The 21,241-nt window shown below is 42.8% G+C and carries 27 protein-coding genes; all 27 read left to right on the top strand.

Annotation, left to right across the window (positions count from 1 at the left end; translation table 11 throughout):
* The first annotated feature begins 122 nt into the window (after nucleotides 1-122).
* The 27 genes from rplK (at nucleotide 123) to rplR (ending at nucleotide 21,234) form a co-directional block, all read left to right on the top strand.
* A complete protein-coding gene (gene rplK, locus G626_RS0105600) occupies nucleotides 123-554 on the top strand; it encodes a 50S ribosomal protein L11 (RefSeq protein ID WP_022931811.1) in 432 nt (143 codons plus the stop codon).
* Between the two features lies 1 nt (nucleotide 555).
* On the top strand, nucleotides 556-1,233 hold the full coding sequence (gene rplA / locus G626_RS0105595) for a 50S ribosomal protein L1 (RefSeq protein WP_022931810.1): 678 nt from the start codon (nucleotides 556-558) through the stop codon (nucleotides 1,231-1,233).
* Nucleotides 1,233-1,745, top strand: a complete 513-nt coding sequence (rplJ, locus tag G626_RS0105590; protein ID WP_022931809.1) for a 50S ribosomal protein L10 — start codon at nucleotides 1,233-1,235, stop codon at nucleotides 1,743-1,745. Before rplA ends, rplJ begins: the two co-directional genes overlap by 1 nt.
* A 207-nt stretch (nucleotides 1,746-1,952) precedes the next feature.
* A complete protein-coding gene (gene rplL / locus G626_RS0105585) occupies nucleotides 1,953-2,336 on the top strand; it encodes a 50S ribosomal protein L7/L12 (RefSeq protein ID WP_022931808.1) in 384 nt (127 codons plus the stop codon).
* 201 nt (nucleotides 2,337-2,537) lie between these two features.
* Nucleotides 2,538-6,095 (top strand): DNA-directed RNA polymerase subunit beta, encoded by a 3,558-nt coding sequence (rpoB, locus tag G626_RS0105580; RefSeq protein ID WP_022931807.1) that lies wholly within the window; start codon nucleotides 2,538-2,540, stop codon nucleotides 6,093-6,095.
* On the top strand, nucleotides 6,088-10,392 hold the full coding sequence (gene rpoC / locus G626_RS0105575; RefSeq protein ID WP_022931806.1) for a DNA-directed RNA polymerase subunit beta': 4,305 nt from the start codon (nucleotides 6,088-6,090) through the stop codon (nucleotides 10,390-10,392). Before rpoB ends, rpoC begins: the two co-directional genes overlap by 8 nt.
* Nucleotides 10,393-10,519: 127 nt before the next feature.
* A complete protein-coding gene (gene rpsL / locus G626_RS0105570) occupies nucleotides 10,520-10,894 on the top strand; it encodes a 30S ribosomal protein S12 (RefSeq protein WP_022931805.1) in 375 nt (124 codons plus the stop codon).
* Nucleotides 10,895-10,906: 12 nt separating this feature from the next.
* Nucleotides 10,907-11,377: a 30S ribosomal protein S7 gene (gene rpsG / locus G626_RS0105565; protein WP_022931804.1), complete on the top strand. Its 471-nt coding sequence runs from the start codon at nucleotides 10,907-10,909 to the stop codon at nucleotides 11,375-11,377.
* Nucleotides 11,378-11,996: 619 nt separating this feature from the next.
* Nucleotides 11,997-13,181, top strand: a complete 1,185-nt coding sequence (tuf, locus tag G626_RS0105560) for an elongation factor Tu (protein WP_022931803.1) — start codon at nucleotides 11,997-11,999, stop codon at nucleotides 13,179-13,181.
* A 71-nt stretch (nucleotides 13,182-13,252) separates the two neighbouring features.
* The gene (gene rpsJ, locus G626_RS0105555; protein ID WP_022931802.1) at nucleotides 13,253-13,561 is read left to right on the top strand and encodes a 30S ribosomal protein S10; all 309 of its coding nucleotides are present in this window, start codon (nucleotides 13,253-13,255) and stop codon (nucleotides 13,559-13,561) included.
* Between the two features lie 126 nt (nucleotides 13,562-13,687).
* The gene (gene rplC, locus G626_RS0105550) at nucleotides 13,688-14,308 is read left to right on the top strand and encodes a 50S ribosomal protein L3 (protein WP_022931801.1); all 621 of its coding nucleotides are present in this window, start codon (nucleotides 13,688-13,690) and stop codon (nucleotides 14,306-14,308) included.
* A 10-nt stretch (nucleotides 14,309-14,318) separates the two neighbouring features.
* On the top strand, nucleotides 14,319-14,957 hold the full coding sequence (rplD, locus tag G626_RS0105545; protein WP_022931800.1) for a 50S ribosomal protein L4: 639 nt from the start codon (nucleotides 14,319-14,321) through the stop codon (nucleotides 14,955-14,957).
* Entirely contained in the window at nucleotides 14,957-15,241 is a 285-nt protein-coding gene (locus G626_RS0105540) for a 50S ribosomal protein L23 (RefSeq protein ID WP_022931799.1), read from the top strand. The genes rplD and G626_RS0105540 overlap by 1 nt, the downstream gene beginning before the upstream one ends.
* A gap of 26 nt (nucleotides 15,242-15,267) precedes the next feature.
* On the top strand, nucleotides 15,268-16,092 hold the full coding sequence (gene rplB / locus G626_RS0105535) for a 50S ribosomal protein L2 (protein ID WP_022931798.1): 825 nt from the start codon (nucleotides 15,268-15,270) through the stop codon (nucleotides 16,090-16,092).
* A 17-nt stretch (nucleotides 16,093-16,109) separates the two neighbouring features.
* Complete coding sequence (gene rpsS, locus G626_RS0105530; RefSeq protein ID WP_022931797.1) at nucleotides 16,110-16,391, top strand: 30S ribosomal protein S19; 282 nt, start codon at nucleotides 16,110-16,112, stop codon at nucleotides 16,389-16,391.
* Nucleotides 16,392-16,407: 16 nt separating this feature from the next.
* Nucleotides 16,408-16,764, top strand: a complete 357-nt coding sequence (rplV, locus tag G626_RS0105525; RefSeq protein WP_022931796.1) for a 50S ribosomal protein L22 — start codon at nucleotides 16,408-16,410, stop codon at nucleotides 16,762-16,764.
* A gap of 1 nt (nucleotide 16,765) precedes the next feature.
* A complete protein-coding gene (rpsC, locus tag G626_RS0105520) occupies nucleotides 16,766-17,509 on the top strand; it encodes a 30S ribosomal protein S3 (protein ID WP_022931795.1) in 744 nt (247 codons plus the stop codon).
* Nucleotides 17,510-17,511: 2 nt separating this feature from the next.
* Nucleotides 17,512-17,931 carry a 50S ribosomal protein L16 gene (rplP, locus tag G626_RS0105515; RefSeq protein ID WP_022931794.1) on the top strand — a complete coding sequence of 140 codons (420 nt, stop codon included), beginning with the start codon at nucleotides 17,512-17,514 and terminating at the stop codon, nucleotides 17,929-17,931.
* Between the two features lie 10 nt (nucleotides 17,932-17,941).
* Entirely contained in the window at nucleotides 17,942-18,154 is a 213-nt protein-coding gene (gene rpmC, locus G626_RS0105510) for a 50S ribosomal protein L29 (protein WP_022931793.1), read from the top strand.
* Nucleotides 18,155-18,164: 10 nt separating this feature from the next.
* Complete coding sequence (gene rpsQ, locus G626_RS0105505; protein WP_022931792.1) at nucleotides 18,165-18,440, top strand: 30S ribosomal protein S17; 276 nt, start codon at nucleotides 18,165-18,167, stop codon at nucleotides 18,438-18,440.
* Between the two features lie 17 nt (nucleotides 18,441-18,457).
* A complete protein-coding gene (gene rplN / locus G626_RS0105500) occupies nucleotides 18,458-18,826 on the top strand; it encodes a 50S ribosomal protein L14 (protein ID WP_022931791.1) in 369 nt (122 codons plus the stop codon).
* 12 nt (nucleotides 18,827-18,838) lie between these two features.
* Entirely contained in the window at nucleotides 18,839-19,153 is a 315-nt protein-coding gene (gene rplX, locus G626_RS0105495) for a 50S ribosomal protein L24 (RefSeq protein ID WP_022931790.1), read from the top strand.
* Entirely contained in the window at nucleotides 19,153-19,704 is a 552-nt protein-coding gene (rplE, locus tag G626_RS0105490; RefSeq protein ID WP_022931789.1) for a 50S ribosomal protein L5, read from the top strand. The genes rplX and rplE overlap by 1 nt, the downstream gene beginning before the upstream one ends.
* 7 nt (nucleotides 19,705-19,711) lie before the next feature.
* A complete protein-coding gene (locus G626_RS0105485; RefSeq protein ID WP_022931788.1) occupies nucleotides 19,712-19,897 on the top strand; it encodes a type Z 30S ribosomal protein S14 in 186 nt (61 codons plus the stop codon).
* Between the two features lie 9 nt (nucleotides 19,898-19,906).
* Nucleotides 19,907-20,305 carry a 30S ribosomal protein S8 gene (gene rpsH / locus G626_RS0105480; RefSeq protein WP_022931787.1) on the top strand — a complete coding sequence of 133 codons (399 nt, stop codon included), beginning with the start codon at nucleotides 19,907-19,909 and terminating at the stop codon, nucleotides 20,303-20,305.
* Between the two features lie 15 nt (nucleotides 20,306-20,320).
* A complete protein-coding gene (rplF, locus tag G626_RS0105475; protein ID WP_022931786.1) occupies nucleotides 20,321-20,860 on the top strand; it encodes a 50S ribosomal protein L6 in 540 nt (179 codons plus the stop codon).
* 11 nt (nucleotides 20,861-20,871) lie between these two features.
* A complete protein-coding gene (gene rplR / locus G626_RS0105470) occupies nucleotides 20,872-21,234 on the top strand; it encodes a 50S ribosomal protein L18 (RefSeq protein WP_022931785.1) in 363 nt (120 codons plus the stop codon).
* Nucleotides 21,235-21,241 lie beyond the last annotated feature (7 nt).

The following is a 21,241-nucleotide window of genomic DNA, read 5'->3' as shown; positions in this document are numbered from 1 at the left end:
TTGTATCCCAAGTACAAACCGTTTGATCCTGTTTTTGGGAGAGGCGCAGGTCCGTTGGACATAGGCGTTTCGTTAGAAAGACTTCTATATGAAGCTTTCACACCAACATTGGGAGAAATAAAATGGCTACAAAGAAAGTAACAGCTGTGATCAAATTGCAGTGTCCTGCAGGGGCGGCTACACCAGCTCCTCCAATTGGACCAGCTCTTGGACCTCACGGCGTTTCAGCCCCAAAGTTCGTTCAGGAATTCAACGATCGAACTAAGACAATGGAAAGAGGTCTTGTAATCCCTGTAGTAATTACAGTTTATCAGGACAAATCTTACACATTCATTCTTAAAACTCCTCCAGCAGCAGTTCTTATTAAGAAAGCTTGTAAACTCGACAAGGGTTCAGGAAATCCTCTTCGTAACAAGGTTGCAACTCTTTCTAAGAAAGACCTGGAAGAAATCGCAAAGACAAAGATGCCAGATATCAATGCTAACGATATCGAAGCAGCAAAGAAAATCATTGCCGGTACTGCACGCAGTATGGGTGTAGAGGTGGAGCAGTAATATGAAACATGGAAAGAAATATAACGCAGCTGCTGCAAAGTATGATCTTTCAAAGAAATATGATGTAGCTTCAGCTTGTAAAATGGTTCAGGACATGAAGTTTGCTAACTTCGATGAGACTGTAGAAGCTCACATTGTACTTCGTCTTGAGAAAAATGCTACTGTACGTGATACATTGGTATTCCCAAATCAGTTCAAGGGTGAAAAGAAAGTTCTCGTTTTCTGTAAAGGAGACAAGGTAAAGGAAGCTCTTGATGCTGGTGCTGCTTTCGCAGGTGAAGAATATATCGAAAAGGTAAAGGGCGGCTGGTTGGACTTCGACGTTGCTGTTGCTACACCTGATATGATGAAAGACGTAGGTCGTCTTGGTATGGTTCTTGGACGCAAAGGTTTGATGCCTAACCCTAAGACTGGTACTGTAACTCCTAACGTAGCTCAGGCTGTTGCAGAACTTAAGAAGGGTCGTACAGAGTTCCGTGCTGATAAGACAGGTATCGTACACATTGCTGTTGGTAAGTGTTCTATGGATACAGACAAGCTTGTTGCAAACGTAAACACTCTTCTTTCTGAAGTAAGCAAGAAGAAGCCTGCTGGTGCAGCTGCTGGTTTTGTTAAGTCTGTTTCTGTAAGTTCATCTATGGGCCCAGGCGTATGGGTTGACTATAAGGAAGGCGAATAATGGCAGTAAGAGCAAAGAAAATTCAGCCGGCTAAGGCTCAGGCTATTGAAGAAGCAAAAAAGACATTTGCAGATTACAGCGACTTCATTTTCGCTGACTATCGCGGTCTTACAGTAGAGCAGATTACTGCTCTTCGTGATAAACTTCGTGAAAAGAATGCTATTCTTAAAGTTGTAAAAAACAACTTTGCACGCATTGCTTTTGAGGAAATGAAAGTAGAAAATGTTGCTGACTACCTCAAAGGACCAACTGTTGTTGCAATGGCTAAGGAAGATTCAAACGAAGTAGCAAAGGTTCTCTTTGACTTCGCTAAGGATGCTCCAGCTCTCGCAGTTAAGGGTGCTAGCATTGCTAACGAAATCTACGACCAGGCTAAGATTGAGGCTTACTCAAAGGTTCCTGGAAGAAACCAGCTTATTGCTATGCTTATGTCTGCAATGAACGGACCAGCTCAGAAGCTTGCCGCTACATTGAAGGCTTATGCAGACAAAAAAGCTGCAGAAGCAAACTAAAACTGCTGCGCAGTTTTAGTTTAGCGAGTTTGAAAGCGCCTGCTTTCAAACTCGGACATCAAAGTTTAGCTTAAAAACACCGTCAGGCTTCATAGCTGTCGACTGTCGGTGCTAAATGCAGAAATGCTCAGTTGAGCTAAATCTGCTGCCACCAGCCGGTAATCCGGAAGGTGGAAAATATAACTAATTTATAGTGGAGAAGACAATATGGCAGCTCTCACAAATGATCAGATTCTTGATGCAATCGCATCTATGTCAGTTCTTGAAGTTTCAGAACTCGTAAAAGCAATGGAAGAAAAATTCGGCGTAACAGCAGCCGTAGCCGTAGCAGCAGGTCCTGCAGCAGCAGGCGGAGCAGCAGCTGGTGGCGAAGAGCAGACAGAGTTCACAGTAACTCTCGAATCATTCGACGCAGCAAAGAAGATTCCAGTAATCAAGGCTGTTCGTGAAATCACAGGTCTCGGACTTGGTGAAGCTAAGGCTCTTGTTGAAGGTGCACCAAAGGCTCTTAAAGAGGGTGTATCAAAGGCAGATGCTGATGAATTCATTAAGAAGATCGAAGAAGCTGGTGGAAAGGCTAGCAAGAAATAAGTCAGCGTAAACTGACAATTTATCTATAGGGGATGTCTGGTGCAGTATTTGTACCGGGTATCCCCTTTAGTCGTATAAAAAGAAAATGTCATATTCGGATTTAATCCGGATATCCACATAGAAAATCGGTGTTTTCTGTGCTGTGCGGAGTTTCCAGCATGTAGCAGTCAACGAGCCGAAACACAATATCAGGGGGATCTGATGTTCGCAAAGACTCGAACAATCAACCGTCAGAATTATGGAAAAAACATCCAGCATGCTATGGATGTTCCAGATCTTATCGCAATCCAGACAAAATCGTATGATGATTTCCTTCAGGCAGAAGCCTTAAAAGAGGGAAAAGAAGTTCTTAATCAGGGACTTCAGGACGTATTTACTTCTACTTTTCCTATCGAAAGTCCTAACGGCGATATGTCATTGGAGTATGAGTTTTATGAGCTCGACTGGGAGAACCAGAAGTTCACCGAGTTGCAGTGCAAGCAGAAAGGACTTACTTATTCAGTTCCTTTAAAAGCCCGTATCAATTTGAATTTCCTTCAGACTGGAGCAATTCTCCAGAAAGATATTTATATGGGTGACATTCCGCTCATGACAGACCGTGGTACATTTGTTATCAACGGAGCAGAGCGCGTAGTTGTTTCCCAGATTCACCGTTCGCCTGGCGTTATTTTCTGCCACGACAAGGGTGTGTACTCAAGCCGTATTATTCCTTACCGCGGATCTTGGCTTGAATTTGAAATTGACCAGAAAAAAGAGCTTATTTTTGCAAAGATTGACCGCAAAAAGAAGATTCTTGGTACAATTTTCCTTCGCGCACTTGGTTATTCAACACGCGAAGAAATCATCCGCTGCTTCTACGATGTAGAAGACATTAAGGTAAAGAAGGGTGACGAACTTGTAGACAAGGTTCTCGCTTCTGCCGTAATCATCAAAGATGAAGAAGGCAACGAAAAGAGACTCTTTAATGCAGGTACAAAGCTTCATCCACATGATATTGATGACCTTCTCGCTAACAAAATCGATGAAATCTGCGTAATCCGCTTTGATACACGCAGCAATTCAAATGGCGATGAAAAGAATACTTCTCTTGATTCACAGATGATTATCAACTGTTTCGAGCGCGAGGAAGTTAAATTCGTAAAAGAAGGTTCTGTAGATAATGAACCAACTAAGGAAGATTGTCTCGCTGCTGTATATGCAATCTTGCAGCCAGGTGAGCCAATGACAGTTGAACAGGCTGAAAAAGACCTCAACTCTCTCTTCTTCTCTGAGCGCCGCTATGACCTCGGACGTGTTGGTCGCTACAAGCTCAACAAGAAGTTCGATTACTCTGATGATGTAAAAGACTTCACTCTTATTAAGGATGATATCATCAATACAATGAAGTTCCTCATCAAGGTTTACATTGGTGAAGAGCAGATTGACGATATTGACCACCTTGGAAACCGCCGTATCCGTTCTGTAGGCGAGTTGATGACAAATCAGCTTAAGTCTGCATTTGCAAGAATGGAGCGTATTGCCAAGGAACGCATGAGCCTTAAAGAAACTGACACAATGAAGCCACAGGATTTGATTTCTATCAAACCTATCGTTGCAGCAGTTAAAGAATTCTTTGGTTCTTCACAGCTCTCTCAGTTTATGGATCAGATTAACCCATTGGCAGAGCTTACTCATAAACGTCGTTTGAACGCTCTCGGACCAGGTGGTCTTTCACGTGACCGTGCTGGTTTCGAAGTTCGTGACGTACACTATTCACACTACGGACGCATGTGTCCTATCGAAACTCCTGAAGGTCCGAACATTGGTCTTATCGTTTCGCTTGCTATGTACACACGCATCAACGACTATGGATTCCTTGAAGCTCCATACCGCAAGGTAGTAAACGGAAAGGCTACAAACGAAGTTGAATACCTTTCTGCTATGGACGAAGACAAGTACTTCATTGGTCAGGTAGTAGAAGGAATGAAGAAGGATGGTTCATTCCCTACAGAAACAATTTCTTGCCGCAACCGTGGTAACTATACTCAGCGTTCTCCAAAGGACGTTCAGTACATCGACGTTTCTCCACGTCAGGTAATTTCTGTTTCTGCTTCTTTGATTCCATTCCTTGAGCATGACGATGCTAACCGTGCGCTCATGGGTTGTAACATGCAGCGTCAGGCTGTACCTCTTCTCTTCCCAGAACCACCATACGTTGGAACTGGTATGGAAAGAAAGTGTGCTTATGACTCTGGTGTTCTTATCAAGGCTAAGCACGATGGTGAAGTTATCTACGTTTCAAGTGAACTTATTAAGGTAAAGGTTGAAGGTTCTAAGGCAGTTGATGAATATCATCTTTTGAAGTACCAGAGAACTAACAACGATACATGTAACCACCAGCGCCCTACAGTTGAAGTTGGAACAAAGGTTAAGGCCGGCGATGTTCTCGCTGACGGACCAGCAACATTCAACGGAGAGCTTGCTCTTGGACGCAACATTCTCGTAGGATTCGTTCCTTGGAATGGTTACAACTATGAGGATGCCGTACTTATTTCTCAGCGCGTAGTTCGCGAGGATATGTATACATCTATCCATATTAAAGAGTTCCAGATTGAAATCCGTGAGACAAAGCTCGGACCAGAGCGCATCACACGTGATATTCCAAATACTGCAGAAAAAGCTCTTGCTAACCTCGACTCAGAAGGTATCATCCGTATTGGTGCAAAGGTTCGCTCAGGAGATATTCTTGTAGGTAAGGTAACTCCAAAGTCTGAAACTGAAACAACTCCAGAGTTCAAGCTTTTGAACTCAATCTTCGGTGAAAAGGCTAAGGAAGTTCGCGATTCTTCACTCCGCGTTCCACATGGAATTGAAGGTGTTGTAATTGATATTCAGCAGATGAGCCGCCTCGAAGGTGACGATTTGCTCCCAGGTGTAGATAAGGTAGTTAAGGTTCTTATTGCTAACAAGCGTAAGCTTCGCGAAGGTGATAAGATGGCCGGACGCCACGGAAACAAGGGTGTTGTTTCACGTATTCTCCCTGTTGAAGATATGCCATATCTTGAAGATGGTACTCCACTCGACGTTTGTTTGAACCCACTTGGTGTACCTTCCCGAATGAACATTGGACAGATTCTTGAGTCTGAACTTGGTATTGCAGGTAAGTACCTCAACCAGTTCTTTGAAGTTCCAGTATTCGAATCACCTTCTCAGAAGATGATTGAAGCTAAGCTTGAAGAAGCTAACAAAGCAGTTGCCGGAACAGGACTTAAGATTTCTACAGACTGTAAACAGATTGTACACGACGGACGTACAGGTGAACCTTTCGTAAACCCAATCTTCGTTGGTGTTATCTATTATATGAAGCTTCATCACCTTGTTGATGATAAGATGCACGCTCGTTCAACCGGACCTTATTCTCTGGTTACACAGCAGCCTCTTGGTGGTAAGGCACAGTTTGGTGGTCAGCGTCTTGGAGAAATGGAGGTTTGGGCACTCGAAGCTTACGGTGCAGCTAACACTCTTCAGGAAATGATGACTATTAAGTCTGATGATATGAACGGACGTTCTAAGATTTACGAATCTATCGTTAAGGGCGATCCTTCATCTCCAATCGGAATCCCTGAATCATTCAACGTACTGGTACAGGAACTCCGTGGTTTGGCTCTTGATTTCACAATTTATGATGCTAAGGGTAAGCAGATTGCTCTTACAGAACGTGATCAGGAACTGATTGACAAGAATGCTTCCGGATTTGATAAGGAGGATGCAAATGCGTGATGTACAGGATTTTGACAGCTTAAAGATTAAACTGGCTTCTCCAGAGACCATTCGTTCATGGTCTTACGGTGAGGTAAAAAAGCCTGAGACTATAAATTACAGAACACTCCGTCCTGAGAAAGACGGTCTTTTCTGTGAAAGAATTTTCGGTACTACAAAGGAATGGGAATGCTACTGCGGTAAGTTTAAGTCTATCCGCTATAAGGGCGTTATCTGTGACCGCTGTGGTGTTGAAGTTACACATTTCAAAGTACGCCGTGAACGTACAGGACACATTGAGCTTGCAGCTCCAGTAAGCCATATCTGGTATTACCGCTCAGTTCCAAGCCGCATGGGTCTTTTGCTCGACCTCCAGGTTGCAGCACTCCGTTCGGTTTTGTACTACGAAAAATATATCGTAATTGATGCAGGAGATACTGACCTTAAGAAGGGACAGCTCCTTACAGAAGAAGAATATCAGGAAGCACTTGAGCACTATGCAGGTTCTGCTTTCACAGCAGATATGGGAGCCGAGGCTATCAAGACTATGCTTGAACGCCTTGACCTCGACGAACTTGCAGCAGAGCTCCGTGCAAAAATGATTGAAAAGGGCGCTAAGTCTGACAAGAGACTTCTCCGCCGTATCGAAATTGTTGAAAACTTCCGCGCATCTGGAAACAAGGTTTCATGGATGATTCTGGACGTAATTCCAGTTATTCCTCCTGAGCTCCGCCCTATGGTACAGCTCGATGGTGGACGTTTCGCTACCTCTGACCTCAATGATCTCTACCGCCGTGTTATTAACCGTAATAACCGTCTTAAGAGACTTCAGCAGCTTTCTGCTCCAGACATCATCATCCGCAACGAAAAGCGTATGCTTCAGGAAGCAGTTGATGCTTTGTTTGACAACACAAAGAGAAAGCGTGCAGTTAAGGGTGCTTCAAACCGCCCTCTTAAGTCAATTTCTGACCTTCTTAAAGGTAAGCAGGGACGTTTCCGCTTGAATCTTCTTGGTAAGCGTGTTGACTACTCTGGACGTTCGGTAATCGTTGTTGGACCAGAACTTAAGCTCTGGCAGTGCGGTCTTCCTACAAAGATGGCTTTGGAATTGTTCAAACCATTCCTTATGAAGAAGCTCGTAGACAAGGACGTAGTATTTAATATTAAGAAGGCTAAGGCTCTCGTTGAGTCTGAGTCTCCAGAAGTATATGCAATTCTTGATGAAGTAGTTAAAGAGCACCCGGTAATGTTGAACCGTGCGCCTACACTTCACCGTCTTGGTATCCAGGCATTTGAACCTGTACTTGTAGAAGGAAAGGCTCTTAAGCTTCACCCACTTGCTTGTAAGGCTTTCAACGCCGACTTCGATGGTGACCAGATGGCTATCCACGTACCACTTACACAGGCTGCACAGATGGAATGCTGGACATTGATGCTTTCTGCAAGAAACCTCCTTGACCCTGCTAACGGTAACACAATCGTTGCTCCATCTCAGGACATGGTACTTGGTATCTACTATATGACTGCTATCAAACCTAACGCTAAGGGAACAGGCAAGCGCTTCTCTACACCGGATGAAGTACGCATGGCTGCTGAACTTGGTGCAATTGAATGGCAGGCTCTTATCAAGGTTCCGGCTCCAAAGGATTCTTTCGATCCAGATGCTCTTAAGGTTAAGGGTGATGACGGATTCCTTGGTGGAACACAGACATTCAAGAAGGGTGATCTTATTGAAACTTCAGCAGGACGCCTTGCTTTCAACGAAGCAATGCCTGCAGAAATTGAATATGTAAACCGCCAGATGTTCGATAAGTCTTTGAAGAAGATGATTGAGCACGTATATCATACAAAGGGCTCTTGGCTCACAATCCAGATGCACGATGCAATCAAGGATGTTGGTTACAAGAACGCTACATTCTACGGTGCAACACTTTGTATGAAGGATATCCTCGTTCCTGATGAAAAGCCGGAAATCATGGCTCAGGCTAACAAGGAAGTTGAAGATATTATCAACCAGTATGGAAAGGGTGTTATTACAGCAGAAGAAAGATATCAGCGTGTAACAAACATCTGGGCTCGTACTAACGAAAAGCTTACAAACCTCATGATGGATAATCTTGAGAAAGATAAGCAGGGCTTTAACACAATCTACATGATGGCTAAGTCTGGTGCCCGCGGTTCTCGTGGACAGATTTCTCAGCTTGCCGCAATGCGTGGTTTGATGACTAAGCCTAACGGAGATATTATTGAGCTCCCAATTAAGTCAAACTTCTACGAAGGACTTTCCGTTATAGAATACTTTATTTCAACTAACGCTTCTCGTAAGGGTCTTTCGGATACTGCTCTTAAGACAGCCGATGCCGGTTACATGACACGTCGTCTTGTTGATGTTGCTCAGGATGTAGTAATCAACGAAGAAGACTGCTGTACAATCAATGGTATTGACTACACAGCTATCAAAGAAGGTGATGAAGTTAAGGTACCTCTCAGCAAGCGTATCGAAGGTCATTATACAATCGAACGTGTTGTAAACGCTAAGGGTGAATTAATCTGCGACGTAAACCAGTACATCGACGAAGCTATGGCTAAGAAGATTGAAGCTGCTGGTGTTGAAAAGGTTAAGCTCCGCACTGTTCTTACTTGTGAAGCTAAGCACGGTATTTGTGTTAAGTGTTATGGTAAGAACCTTGCACGTAATAAGATTGTTGAAATTGGTGAAGCAGTTGGAATTATCGCTGCTCAGTCAATCGGTCAGCCAGGTACACAGCTTACACTTCGTACCTTCCACTCTGGTGGTGCGGCTGAGATGTCAACAAACGATAACAAGATTGTTCTTAAGTTCGATGCAATCATTAAGAGTATCGAAGGAACTCACGTTGAAAAGAAGGATAAGTGGCTCTTTACTCGTAAGGGTTATATGACAGTTATCCGTATCCTCGATAAGATTAAGTATACTGCAGATGATGAGCTTCTTATTGAAGATGGTAAGAACCTTATGCGCGGTGATATTATCCTTAAGCACAAGGGTAAGGATGTTGTTGCCGGAGTAAACGGAAAGGTTATGAAGGCAGACGGAGTTCTCTACATCACAAGTAAGGAACAGAAGATTGAAATCTCTAACGGTTCTACAATCTTCACAAAGGCCGGTGCAATGGTTAAGAAGGGCGAAGTAATCGGTGAATTCGAACAGTTCATTGAGCCTATTCTTGCAGAAAGCGACGGATATATCCATTTTGAAGATGTAATCGTAGGTTCTACTCTTGAAGAGAAGGTTGACCTTCAGACAGGTAAAACAGAACGCTACATCACAGATCTTCACCTTGATGTTAAGCAGCCACGTATCATCATCACTGATGAAGCAGGTAACCCACAGGGTAACTACTTCCTTCCTGCAGGTGCCATCCTCCTCGTTGATGACAAGGCTCCTGTAAAGGCCGGTGATATGATTGCCAAGATGAACAAGGAAGCACAGAAGTCTCAGGATATTACCGGAGGTCTTCCTCGTGTATCTGAACTCTTTGAAGCACGCAAACCAAAGAATCCATGTGTACTTGCACAGATTTCTGGTACTGTTGAATTCAAGGATGTTCGCAAAGGAAAGCGCGTAATTTCTATTACTGATGAATATGGTAAGAAGTTCGAGCACCTTGTTCCTATGACAAAGCGTATGCTTGTACGTGATGGCGATAAGGTAGAAGCAGGTGAACAGCTCTGTGCCGGATCTCCAAATCCACAGGATGTACTTGCAATCCTCGGTGAAAACGCTCTTCAGAATTATCTTATGGATGAAATCCAGAACGTTTACCGCCAGCAGGGTGTAGATATCAACGATAAGCATATCGGTATTATCGTACGTCAGATGCTCCGCAAGATTGAAATCGTATCAGTTGGTGATACAAAGTTCATCTTCGGTCAGCAGGTAGATAAGTATAAGTTCCACGAAGAGAACGAGCGTGTAATCGCTGCCGGTGGACAGCCAGCTGTTGGCCGCCCAATGTTCCAGGGTATTACTAAAGCTTCTCTTGGTGTAGATTCATTTATTTCTGCAGCTTCCTTCCAGGAAACAACACGCGTTCTTACCAACGCTGCAATTTCTGGTGCTACAGATGGCCTCCACGGAATCAAGGAGAACGTTGCAATCGGTCACATGATTCCGGCTGGTACAGGTATCAAGAATTACAAGGACATCAAGCTCTTTGATGACAGCGACCGTGACCTTGACGCTCAGATGAATGAGATTCTTGAACGCCGCCGTCTCGAAGCAGAGCAGGAATCTCAGCTCGAAGAACCAAGCTTTGAGGCTGAGGACAATGACTAAATTTTGAAATTCTAACGATTATATATTGAATTCATTTTTTGAATTCTATATAATCGTTAAACCTATCCTTTATAAAGGATTTTTATATCTTCCGGGGTGCTGACCGGAATAAACAGGAGAATAGGCGATGCCTACAATTAATCAATTAATTCATCAGGGTCGTAAGTCTGCTGCCAACAGAACTAAAGCTCCCGCACTTGAGGGCTGTCCGCAGAAGCGTGGTGTATGTACACGTGTTATGACTCAGACACCTAAGAAACCAAACTCAGCGCTTAGAAAGATTGCGCGTGTTCGTTTGTCAAATGGTATTGAAGTTACTGCTTATATTCCAGGTATTGGACATAACTTGCAGGAACACTCAGTTGTTTTAGTACGCGGTGGTCGTGTAAAGGACCTTCCTGGTGTACGTTATCATATCATCCGTGGTACAAAAGATACTCTTGGAGTTGAAGACCGCAAGCGCGGACGCTCTAAGTATGGTGCTAAGAGACCAAAGGCATAATGGAGGACTAAGATGGGAAGACATAAGAAATCAATCGAACGTCCGATGATGCCGGATGTAAAATACAACTCAAAGGTTGTATCAAAATTCGTTTGCCGTATGATGCTTGACGGAAAGAAATCTATCTGTACAAAGATCGTATATGAGGCAATGGATAACCTTAAGGCAAAGACAGATAAGGATCCTTTGGAAGTTCTTCTTAAGGCTCTTGAAAATGTTAAGCCAATGGTAGAAGTTAAGTCACGCCGCGTTGGTGGTGCTACTTATCAGGTTCCAATGGAAATCCGTGAATCACGTCGTGAAGCACTTGCAATGAGATGGATCATTGATGCAGCTCGTTCAAGAAGCGGACACGGAATGGCAGATACACTTGCTGCTGAACTTCTTGATGCTTACAACAACACTGGTACTGCTTACAAGAAGCGTGAAGATGTACATAAGATGGCTGAAGCTAACAAGGCTTTTGCTCACTACAGATGGTAGTTTAATAGCTGCCTGATTTATAAAAGGGAGATTACCTCAGGGTGGTCTCCTTTTTTATTACTTTTACCGGATTTGTGATAAATGCGAAGATTTACATTATTTTCATAAATTCGGCATTTAGCGCTTGAATTTATTTTTTAAATTTTGTATATTGTTTGAACTTGCCCTTTTTTGAATTTTATGAGGGGTATTGGGTTCTTTGAGAAGTCAGGCAAGTCTGCTGAGCAGAATTGGCATCACCGTAAAGCTAATCAGGAATGATTTTCAGGTAGATGCGACCCTTAATGAGGTTAATTTTCACCGTTGGTGATGATTATATAGACAACAGATTAGGGAGTTCCTGGCGGCTATCACAGCCAAACTCGAATATACCAAACCAGTTGTCAGTCAGGTGATAATGATCGGTGGTACCGGGTTATAACATTTCGAATAATATGGAATGTTACGAAATATGTTATTTTATCCGTTTCTATCAATTATTATCTACTCATTCAAATAGTGTGTCTGCGAATATTGCAGGTCTTGGTAAAAGATGCTTGCGTATTCTGGCTTAAAGTGCAGCACATAAAAAATATTAATGCCGGATCGGGACGATATTAAATCCGGCAAGGAGAAAAACATGGCTAAGGAGAAGTTCGTTAGAACTAAACCTCACATGAACGTTGGTACTATTGGTCACGTAGACCATGGTAAGACTACACTTTCAGCTGCTATCACAACATACTGTGGAAACAAGTATGGTGATAAGGTTCTTAAGTACGACGAAATTGATAACGCTCCAGAAGAGAAGGAACGTGGTATTACAATCAACACTCGTCACTTGGAATATCAGTCAGATAAGAGACACTATGCTCATATCGACTGCCCAGGACATGCTGACTACATTAAGAACATGATTACTGGTGCTGCTCAGATGGATGGTTCTATCCTCGTAGTATCTGCTCCAGACTCAGTTATGCCTCAGACACGTGAGCACTTGCTCCTCGCTCGTCAGGTAGGTGTACCAAAGATCATCGTATTCTTGAACAAGGTTGACCAGGTTGATGATCCAGATCTTCTCGAACTCGTAGTAGAAGAAGTAAAAGATACTCTTAAGGAATATGGTTTCTCTGAAGATACACCAATCATTAAGGGTTCTGCATTCAAGGCTTTGAATGACCCAACTCCAGAAAACACAGCTTGTATCGAAGAGCTCCTTACAGCTATGGATACATGGTTCGATGATCCAGTTCGTGATGATCAGAAACCATTCTTGATGCCAATCGAAGACATCTTCACTATCTCTGGTCGTGGTACTGTAGTAACAGGAAAGATCGAGCGTGGTGTTGTAAACATGAACGATGCTGTACAGATCGTAGGTATCCGCCCAACAGCTGATACAACTGTAACAGGTATCGAAATGTTCCAGAAGACTCTTGATCAGGGTATGGCTGGTGATAACGTTGGTATCCTCCTCCGTGGTATTGAAAAGAAAGATGTTGTTCGTGGACAGGTTCTCGCTGCACCAAAGTCTATCACTCCACATACAAAGTTCGAAGCTCAGATTTACGTTCTTTCAAAGGAAGAAGGTGGACGTCACTCTCCATTCTTCACAGGATATCGCCCACAGTTCTACTTCAGAACTACTGATATCACTGGTACAATCGAACTCGAAGCTGGTACAGACATGGTAAAACCAGGCGATAACGTAAAGGTTATCGGTGAACTTATTCACCCAATCGCTATGGATGAAGGTCTTAAGCTTGCTATCCGTGAAGGCGGTCACACAATCGCTTCTGGACAGGTTACAAAAATCATTGAATAGTTAGATTTTTTCAAACAGATGGGCTGGTATTGTTTATCAGCCTGTCTGTTGTGAAACAGGAGTAAAATTAAATGGCTAATGGAAAGATTCGTGTCAGACTTCGTGCATTTGATGCAGTTCTGATCGACCAGAGTGCTAAAGCCATCGTGCAGACTGTACAGAAAGCGGGAGCTAAGGTTTCAGGTCCTATCCCTCTTCCTACAAGAATCAACAAGGTGACTGTACTTCGCTCACCACACGTAAACAAGAAGTCACGTGAGCAGTTTGAAATGCGTACACACAAACGCCTTATTGACATAATGAATCCTTCACAGGACGTTATGGATTCACTGATGAAGCTTGAGCTTCCTGCCGGTGTAGACGTAGTAATTACACAGTAGTGTAAACCCCACATTATAGTGGTTTTAATTTTAGGTACGGTCCCTCTGGATTTGGGATGACGGCCTGTAATAATAAGGGAGTTTTGTGAACAGTTAGTAGCAAAATCCCAAATAGGAGATATCAGAATGAAAGGTCTGATTGCAAAGAAAGTTGGCATGACACAGATATTCGACGAAAGCGGAAATCTGACACCAGTAACCGTAATCCAGGTCGAGCCTAATGTTGTTGTTGCCAAGAAAACAAAGGAAAATTGCGGTTATGATGCAGTTGTTCTTGGTTTGGATGATTTGAAAGCATCTAAAGCAAACAAAGCATATGCCGGACAATTCCCAGAAAACATTACTCCAAAGCGCCACTTGAAAGAGTTCCGCAACTTCGAAAAAGAAGTAAACATTGGAGATGTTGTTGGTCTTGAGCTCTTTGAAGGTAGCCGTTTCCTCGACGTAACAGCTACATCAAAAGGTAAGGGTTTCCAGGGTGTTATGAAGAGATGGGGCTTCCATGGTGGACGTGCTACACACGGTTCTAAGTTCCATCGTGAGCCGGGTGGTACAGGAGAATGTACAACTCCAGGTCACTCATTCAAGAATATTAAGCTTCCTGGACACATGGGATTCAAAAGAGTTACTGTGCAGAATCTGAAGATTGTAAAAGTTGATCCAGAGCTCAAAGTAATTATGGTTCGCGGTGCTGTTCCTGGAAATAAGGACTGTACACTCATCGTGAAGTCCGCAGTAAAGAAATAGGAGATAGAATATGGAAAAGAAAGTATATTCAACTTCTGGTAAAGAGCTGCGTACAATCACACTTGATGATAAAGTATTCGGTCTTCCAGTTAATGACGACGTAATCTATTACGCTATTACAAATGAATTGGCTAACAGACGTGTTGGTACTGCATGTACAAAAACTCGTGCAGAAGTTCATGGTTCTAACAATAAGCCTTATAAGCAGAAGGGAACTGGTAACGCACGTCGTGGTGATAAGAAGTCTCCAATTACAGTAGGTGGTGGTACAATTTTTGGACCAAAACCAAGAGATTTCAGCTATTCAATTCCAAAGAAAGAAAAGAGACTTGCTATGAAGTCAATCTTGAGTGCACATGCTCAGGGTGACAGACTTACAGTTATCGAAGATTTTACTGTAGAAAGCGGTAAAACAAAGGACTTGGCAGCTATTCTTAATAACTTCGCTAAGGACGAAAGAACTGTATTGATTCTTAAAGATGATGATGCAAAGATTAAGCAGGCTGGACGCAATATTCCTAACCTCTCATTCCTTGCTTACAACCGTCTCGAAGCACACACATTGTTCTACGGACGCAAGGTAATCATCCTTGAATCAGCTGTAAAAAATCTGTCTGACTTTTATGCTGAAGATAAGGAGGCTAAATAATGAATTACGAAGATATTCTTATTAGGCCTGTTGTTTCTGAAAAGGCAAGCATGTTGCGCGAACAGAACAAATATGTATTCATCGTTCGCCCTGATGCTACAAAGACACAGATTAAAGAAGCTGTTACACGCTTGTTTAAGGTAAAGGTAGTTGACTGCACAACAATGAATGTGCTTGGAAAAATGAAACGACTTCGTGGAAAACCAGGTCGTACAGCATCTTACAAGAAGGCTATCGTTCGTATCGCTGAAGGCGAAACAATTGCAGCTTTCGAAGGTGTATAATCTGGTAGGAATTAAGGGGATATAAAATGGCTCTTAAAGTATTTAAGCCAATGACAGCAGGTACACGTGGACGTGTTGACTTGCGTCGTGACGAACTGACAACTGATAGACCCGAGAAAACTTTGGTGTCAGGTCGTAAGTCTCATGCTGGACGCGGAGCTGGTGGTCGTATTTCTGTACGTCATCAGGGCGGCGGTCACAAGAGACGCTATCGTGATATAGATTTCAAACGTGATAAGCACGGAATTCCTGGAACCGTAAAGACAATCGAATACGATCCAAATAGAAGTGCTAACATCGCTTTGATTTATTATGCAGACGGTGATAAACGTTATATCATCGCTCCAAAGGGATTGCAGGTTGGTCAGAAGATTATTTCTGGCGAAAATGCAGCTCCAACAGTTGGAAATGCACTTCCTCTGAATGCAATTCCAGTTGGTTTCACTATTCATAACATTGAATTGACACTTGGTCAGGGTGGACAGCTTGTTCGTTCTGCTGGTGCTAGTGCAATGATTGCAGGTCGCGAAGGTGACTACGTTATCGTTCGCTTGCCTTCAAGTGAAATGAGAAAGATTAACGGAAAGTGCTACGCTACAATCGGTGTTGTAGGAAACGAAGAGCACATGAACGTTAAACTTGGTAAAGCCGGTCATAAGCGCTGGATGGGTATCCGCCCTACAGTACGCGGTATGGCTATGAACCCGGTTGATCATCCACTTGGTGGTGGTGAAGGTGCTGGTAAGGGACGTAACCCAGTTACTCCTTGGGGACAGCCTTGTAAAGGTTACCAGACTCGTAACAAGAGAAAGACTTCTAGCAAGTTTATTGTTAGTCGTCGTAAGAAGTAGTCGCAGAGGAGATAATCGTGTCAAGATCTGTTAAGAAAGGACCATTTGTAGAGAAATCTCTTTACAAGAAGGTTCAGGCAATGAATAAAGAAGCAGACAGAAAAATGATTAAAACATATTCTCGCTGCTCAACAATAATCCCAGAAATGGTTGGAAATACTATTTCTGTGTACAATGGTAAATCATGGATTCCTGTATACATTACAGAAAACCTTGTCGGACACAAGCTTGGTGAATTTGCACCAACTCGTACATTCAAGGGCCATGGTGGTTCAGACAAAACTGCCTCTAAAGGCTAATAAATAGGTGGATATTATGGCTGAGAAAAAAGGTTATGTAGCCACTTCTAAGTTCCTGATTGCATCACCAACAAAGGTTCGCCCAGTTGCTCATGTAATTAATCAGAAATCCTATACTGAAGCTATGGCTATCTTGGCAAACATGCCACAGAAAGGTGCAACTTTGATTAGTGCTACTTTGAAGTCTGCTGCAGCAAATGCACTTAACCAGAACAGCAAGTTGGATGAAGATATGCTTTACGTAAAAGAAATCAGAGTTGATGAAGGTCCAAGACTCAAGAGAGTATGGTTCCGCGCACGTGGTCGTGCAGATCAGCTTTTGAAGCGTATGTGTCATATTACCGTCATCGTTGACGAGAAGGCGGGGGAATAAAGTGGGACAGAAAGTTAATCCTATTGGTTTGCGCCTTGGCGTAAACAAGACATGGCAGTCACGCTGGTATGCAGATCCACGTGAATATGCAGATTTAGTTCTTGAAGACATCAAGATTCGTAAGATGGTTGCTGATCTTCCAGAATGTAAGAATGCTGATATAGCTGAGATTGAGATTGTTCGCCATCCACAGCGCGTTACAATCGTAATTCACACAGCTCGCCCAGGTGTAATTATTGGTGTTAAAGGTGCATCAATCGAAAAGATTTGTGCAGATATTCAGAAGCAGCTTACAAAGAAAGTTCAGATCAAGATTAAGGAAATCAAGCGCGCTGACTTGAACGCAAACTTGATTGCTCAGAATATTGGTCGTCAGCTTGTAGGTCGTGGTTCATTCCGCAAGGCTATGAAACAGGCTGTAAGCAATGCTATGCGTGCTGGTGCACAGGGTGTAAAGGTTCGTCTTAGTGGTCGTCTCGGTGGAGCAGATATGTCTCGTACCGAAGAGCACAAGGAAGGACGTGTACCTCTTCATACTCTTCGTGCTGATATCGACTATGGAACATACGAAGCTCTTACTACATACGGTAAAATCGGTATTAAAGTATGGGTTTACAACGGTATGAACTATGGTATCGACCACAATGAAGATGCTGGTCAGCTCGTTAAGAAACCAAGACGTCCAGCTCGTCAGGCAGCTGAAAAGACTGAGGGTTCTGAACCTGCTAAAAAGGCAAGGAGTTAGTTATGCCACTTAGTCCAAAAAGAGTAATTCACCGTAAGGTACAGCGCGGTCGTGAAAAAGGAAATGCGACACGCGACAACAATATTGATTTTGGCGAGATTGCACTTGTTGCAATGGAACCAACCTGGCTTGATGCCAGAGTAATCGAGGCAGCCCGTGTTGCCATCAACCGTAAGTTGGATCGTAAAGGTAACGTTTGGATTCGTATTTTCCCAGACAAGCCTATTACAAAGAAACCAGCTGAAGTTCGTATGGGTAAGGGTAAGGGTGCTCCAGATCACTGGGCAGCTGTTATCAAACCGGGTATGATTTTGTTTGAAGTTGGAGGCGTAGATATTAATCTTGCACACAGAGCTCTCGAGCTTGCTGCAGATAAGCTTCCAGTTATTACAAAGATTGCTGTAAAGCCAACACGCGACTAGGAGGAATAAGATGGCTGATTCAAAGAAGAAGAATGATAAAGAACTGTCTTATAAAGAACTCGTAGCAAAACGTGACGAGCTTAAAAAGGAATACATGGATCTCCGTTTTAAGATGGTAATTTCCCATGTAGATAACCCAATGCAGAAACGTACTATGCGCCGCGAAATCGCACGCCTTAATACGTTTATCCGTGCGAAAGAACTCGCCGGCGAGAATAAGTAGGAGCTGAACCGTGGAAGAGAAGACTGTTCAGACTGTAAAGACTGCAAAACGTTCATTTGTAGGACTTGTAACATCAGATAAGATGGACAAGACTGTTGTTGTAACTGTTGCAACAAAGAAAATGGATCGTCTTTACAAGAAATATGTAACAAGATCTAAGAAGTACATGGCACATGATGAAACAAATGATGCACATGTAGGAGATACAGTACGTATCGTTGAATGTCGCCCGCTCAGCAAGAACAAGTGCTGGCGCGTAGCCGAAATCGTTGAGCGTGCTAAATAAGCGAAGGAGTTAAGATTATGATTCAGATGCAGTCATGTATGACAGTTGCTGATAACTCTGGAGCTAAAATTGCTCAGTGTATTAAGGTTATCGGCGGTTCACATCGCAGATACGCAGGTATCGGCGATATCGTAGTAGTAGCTATTAAGGATGCAATTCCTACATCTACTATCAAAAAGGGTACAATTGAAAAAGCAGTAATTGTACGTCAGGCAAAAGAATACCGTCGCCCAGATGGAACTTACATTCGTTTTGATGATAACGCTTGTGTTATCGTAGACGACAGCAAGAACCCTAAGGGAAAACGTATTTTCGGACCTGTAGCTCGTGAGCTCCGTGATATGGACTTTATGAAGATCATTTCACTTGCTCCGGAAGTTCTTTAAGGAGAAATGAATATGTTGACAAAATCAAAAATCCGCAAGAACGATACAGTAGAAGTAATTGCCGGAAAAGATAAGGGAAAGCGCGGAGAAGTTGTTCGCGTAGACCTCAAGAAAGAACGTGTTGTTGTTTCTGGTGTAAATATCGTAAAGAAGGCAATGAAGAAGAGAAGTCAGCAGGATCAGGGCGGTATCGCTGAGATCGAAGCTCCTCTTAATATTTCAAATGTAGCAATCGTATGTAAAAAATGCGGTGCTACAAAGATTGGTTATAAAATTGACGGCGACAAGAAAGTTCGCGTTTGCCGTAAATGTGGAGATGTTCTGTAATGGCAAATTACGTACCTCGGCTTAAGAAAGTCTATAAAGACGAAATCGCACCGGCTCTTATGAAAGAGTTCTCTTACACAACTCCAATGCAGATTCCTGCAATTAAGAAAATTGTTGTAAGTATGGGTGTTGGTGAAGCTCTCACAAATAAGAAACTCCTTGATGCCGCAGTAGCTGACCTCACAGCAATCACAGGTCAGAAGGCTGTTAAAACAAAGGCAAAGAAGAGTATCGCTAACTTCAAACTGCGTGAGGGCAATGAAGTGGGTGCAATGGTAACATTGCGCGGAGATATCATGTATGAATTCCTTGATCGTCTCATCAATGTTGCGTTCCCACGTATTAAGGATTTCCGCGGAATCAAAGCTACTGGTTTTGACGGACACGGAAATTTCTCAGTTGGTATTACTGAACAGTTGATATTCCCAGAAATTGACTTTGATAAAATTACAAAGATTGCTGGTATGAATATCACTTTTGTAACAAGTGCAAACACAGATGCTGAAGCAAAAGCACTTCTTACAAAGTTCAATATGCCTTTCCGCAAGTAGGTGAAGTATGGCAAAGAAATCATTGTTAATTAAAGCAGCCCGCAAACAGAAGTACGCAACTCGTGAATACAATCGTTGCCAGATTTGCGGTCGTCCACGTGGATATTTGCGTAAGTTTAAGATGTGTCGTATCTGCTTCCGCAAATTGGCAAGCGAAGGCCAGCTTCCTGGCGTAACAAAATCTAGTTGGTAGGAGAATAGAATGAGTGCATCAGATCCAGTAGCAGACATGCTCACAAAGGTTCGTAATGCGGCTATGGCCCGCCACGAGAAAGTAGATGTTCCTGCATCAAAACTTAAGCTTGAAATCGTAAAGATTCTCAAGACAGAAGGATACATCAAGAACTTCAAAAAGATTCAGGAAGAAGGCAAAAATACACTTCGTATTTTCTTGAAGTATGATGACGATAATAATCCGGTAATCCACGGTGTTAAGAAAATTTCTACACCAGGTCGCCGTGTTTATTCTGGCTACAAAGATTTGCCACGTGTTTACAACGGTTATGGTACAATCATCGTTTCAACTTCTGCTGGTGTAACAACTGGTAAGAAGGCTACAGAAAAGATGGTTGGTGGCGAATTGGTATGTACTGTTTGGTAATAGGAGGAGGAAGAGATGTCTAAAGTTGGTAAACTTCCTGTTGCTATTCCAGCAGGTGTTACAGTAAATGTAGCAAACGGTCTTATTTCTGTAAAAGGACCAAAAGGCGAGCTCAAGCAGAGCTTCCATGATGAAATCGATATCAAAGTTGAAGGAACTGAAGTAGTTCTTACAACTAAGAACGGTGCTAAGCAGACAAATGCTTATCATGGACTTTACAGAAGCCTTATCAATAACATGGTAAAGGGTGTAACTGAAGGTTTTACAAAGACACTCGTTATCACAGGTGTTGGTTACCGTGCAGAAGTAAAAGGAAAAGAGCTTGTAATGAACCTTGGTTACTCAAGTGACTACATTGCAATTATTCCAGAAGGACTTACAGTTGTTGCAACTCCAGATGGAAAACTTACAGTGTCAGGTATCGACAAGCAGTTGGTTGGAGAATTCTGTTCTCAGGTACGCAAGTTGCGCAAACCTGAACCTTACAAAGGAAAGGGTATCCGCTATGAGACAGAAGTTATCAGACGTAAAGTCGGTAAGACTGGTGTTAAATAAGGTGAAGCTATATGTTTAAGAGAATGAATGATAAAAACAGAAAGCGCTTGCACAGAAAGATTCATATCCGTAAGTCAGTTTTCGGAACTGCAGAAAGACCAAGAATGTCTATCACACGCAGTAACAAGAATATTTCAGTACAGGTAATTGATGATAATGAAGGAAAAACTTTAGCTTCAATCTCAACTTTGGAAAAAGAGTTTGCTGCAGTAAAACCTAATACTGAAGGCGCAGCAAAACTTGGTGAAGCTTTTGGTGCACGCCTTAAGGATAAAAACATCTCTAAGGTTGTTTTCGACAGAAATGGTTACTTGTACCATGGTGTTGTAAAAGCTTTCGCTGATGGTGCCCGTAAAGCTGGTATCGAATTCTAGGAGTTAC

The sequence above is a fragment of the Treponema bryantii NK4A124 genome, assembly GCF_000421345.1.
Taxonomy (GTDB): Bacteria; Spirochaetota; Spirochaetia; order Treponematales; family Treponemataceae; genus Treponema_D; species Treponema_D bryantii_B.
Note: the sequence above shows the minus strand (reverse complement) of the source record. Positions and strands in the feature narration are given on the sequence as shown.

Bases quoted from the DNA above. Each gene is read 5' to 3' on its own strand.
- rplK (WP_022931811.1), top strand. From the start codon at position 123: ATGGCTACAAAGAAAGTAACAGCTGTGATCAAATTGCAGTGTCCTGCA.
- rplA (WP_022931810.1), top strand. From the start codon at position 556: ATGAAACATGGAAAGAAATATAACGCAGCTGCTGCAAAGTATGATCTT.
- rplJ (WP_022931809.1), top strand. From the start codon at position 1,233: ATGGCAGTAAGAGCAAAGAAAATTCAGCCGGCTAAGGCTCAGGCTATT.
- rplL (WP_022931808.1), top strand. From the start codon at position 1,953: ATGGCAGCTCTCACAAATGATCAGATTCTTGATGCAATCGCATCTATG.
- rpoB (WP_022931807.1), top strand. From the start codon at position 2,538: ATGTTCGCAAAGACTCGAACAATCAACCGTCAGAATTATGGAAAAAAC.
- rpoC (WP_022931806.1), top strand. From the start codon at position 6,088: ATGCGTGATGTACAGGATTTTGACAGCTTAAAGATTAAACTGGCTTCT.
- rpsL (WP_022931805.1), top strand. From the start codon at position 10,520: ATGCCTACAATTAATCAATTAATTCATCAGGGTCGTAAGTCTGCTGCC.
- rpsG (WP_022931804.1), top strand. From the start codon at position 10,907: ATGGGAAGACATAAGAAATCAATCGAACGTCCGATGATGCCGGATGTA.
- tuf (WP_022931803.1), top strand. From the start codon at position 11,997: ATGGCTAAGGAGAAGTTCGTTAGAACTAAACCTCACATGAACGTTGGT.
- rpsJ (WP_022931802.1), top strand. From the start codon at position 13,253: ATGGCTAATGGAAAGATTCGTGTCAGACTTCGTGCATTTGATGCAGTT.
- rplC (WP_022931801.1), top strand. From the start codon at position 13,688: ATGAAAGGTCTGATTGCAAAGAAAGTTGGCATGACACAGATATTCGAC.
- rplD (WP_022931800.1), top strand. From the start codon at position 14,319: ATGGAAAAGAAAGTATATTCAACTTCTGGTAAAGAGCTGCGTACAATC.
- G626_RS0105540 (WP_022931799.1), top strand. From the start codon at position 14,957: ATGAATTACGAAGATATTCTTATTAGGCCTGTTGTTTCTGAAAAGGCA.
- rplB (WP_022931798.1), top strand. From the start codon at position 15,268: ATGGCTCTTAAAGTATTTAAGCCAATGACAGCAGGTACACGTGGACGT.
- rplV (WP_022931796.1), top strand. From the start codon at position 16,408: ATGGCTGAGAAAAAAGGTTATGTAGCCACTTCTAAGTTCCTGATTGCA.
- rplP (WP_022931794.1), top strand. From the start codon at position 17,512: ATGCCACTTAGTCCAAAAAGAGTAATTCACCGTAAGGTACAGCGCGGT.
- rpmC (WP_022931793.1), top strand. From the start codon at position 17,942: ATGGCTGATTCAAAGAAGAAGAATGATAAAGAACTGTCTTATAAAGAA.
- rplN (WP_022931791.1), top strand. From the start codon at position 18,458: ATGATTCAGATGCAGTCATGTATGACAGTTGCTGATAACTCTGGAGCT.
- rplX (WP_022931790.1), top strand. From the start codon at position 18,839: ATGTTGACAAAATCAAAAATCCGCAAGAACGATACAGTAGAAGTAATT.
- rplE (WP_022931789.1), top strand. From the start codon at position 19,153: ATGGCAAATTACGTACCTCGGCTTAAGAAAGTCTATAAAGACGAAATC.
- G626_RS0105485 (WP_022931788.1), top strand. From the start codon at position 19,712: ATGGCAAAGAAATCATTGTTAATTAAAGCAGCCCGCAAACAGAAGTAC.
- rpsH (WP_022931787.1), top strand. From the start codon at position 19,907: ATGAGTGCATCAGATCCAGTAGCAGACATGCTCACAAAGGTTCGTAAT.
- rplF (WP_022931786.1), top strand. From the start codon at position 20,321: ATGTCTAAAGTTGGTAAACTTCCTGTTGCTATTCCAGCAGGTGTTACA.
- rplR (WP_022931785.1), top strand. From the start codon at position 20,872: ATGTTTAAGAGAATGAATGATAAAAACAGAAAGCGCTTGCACAGAAAG.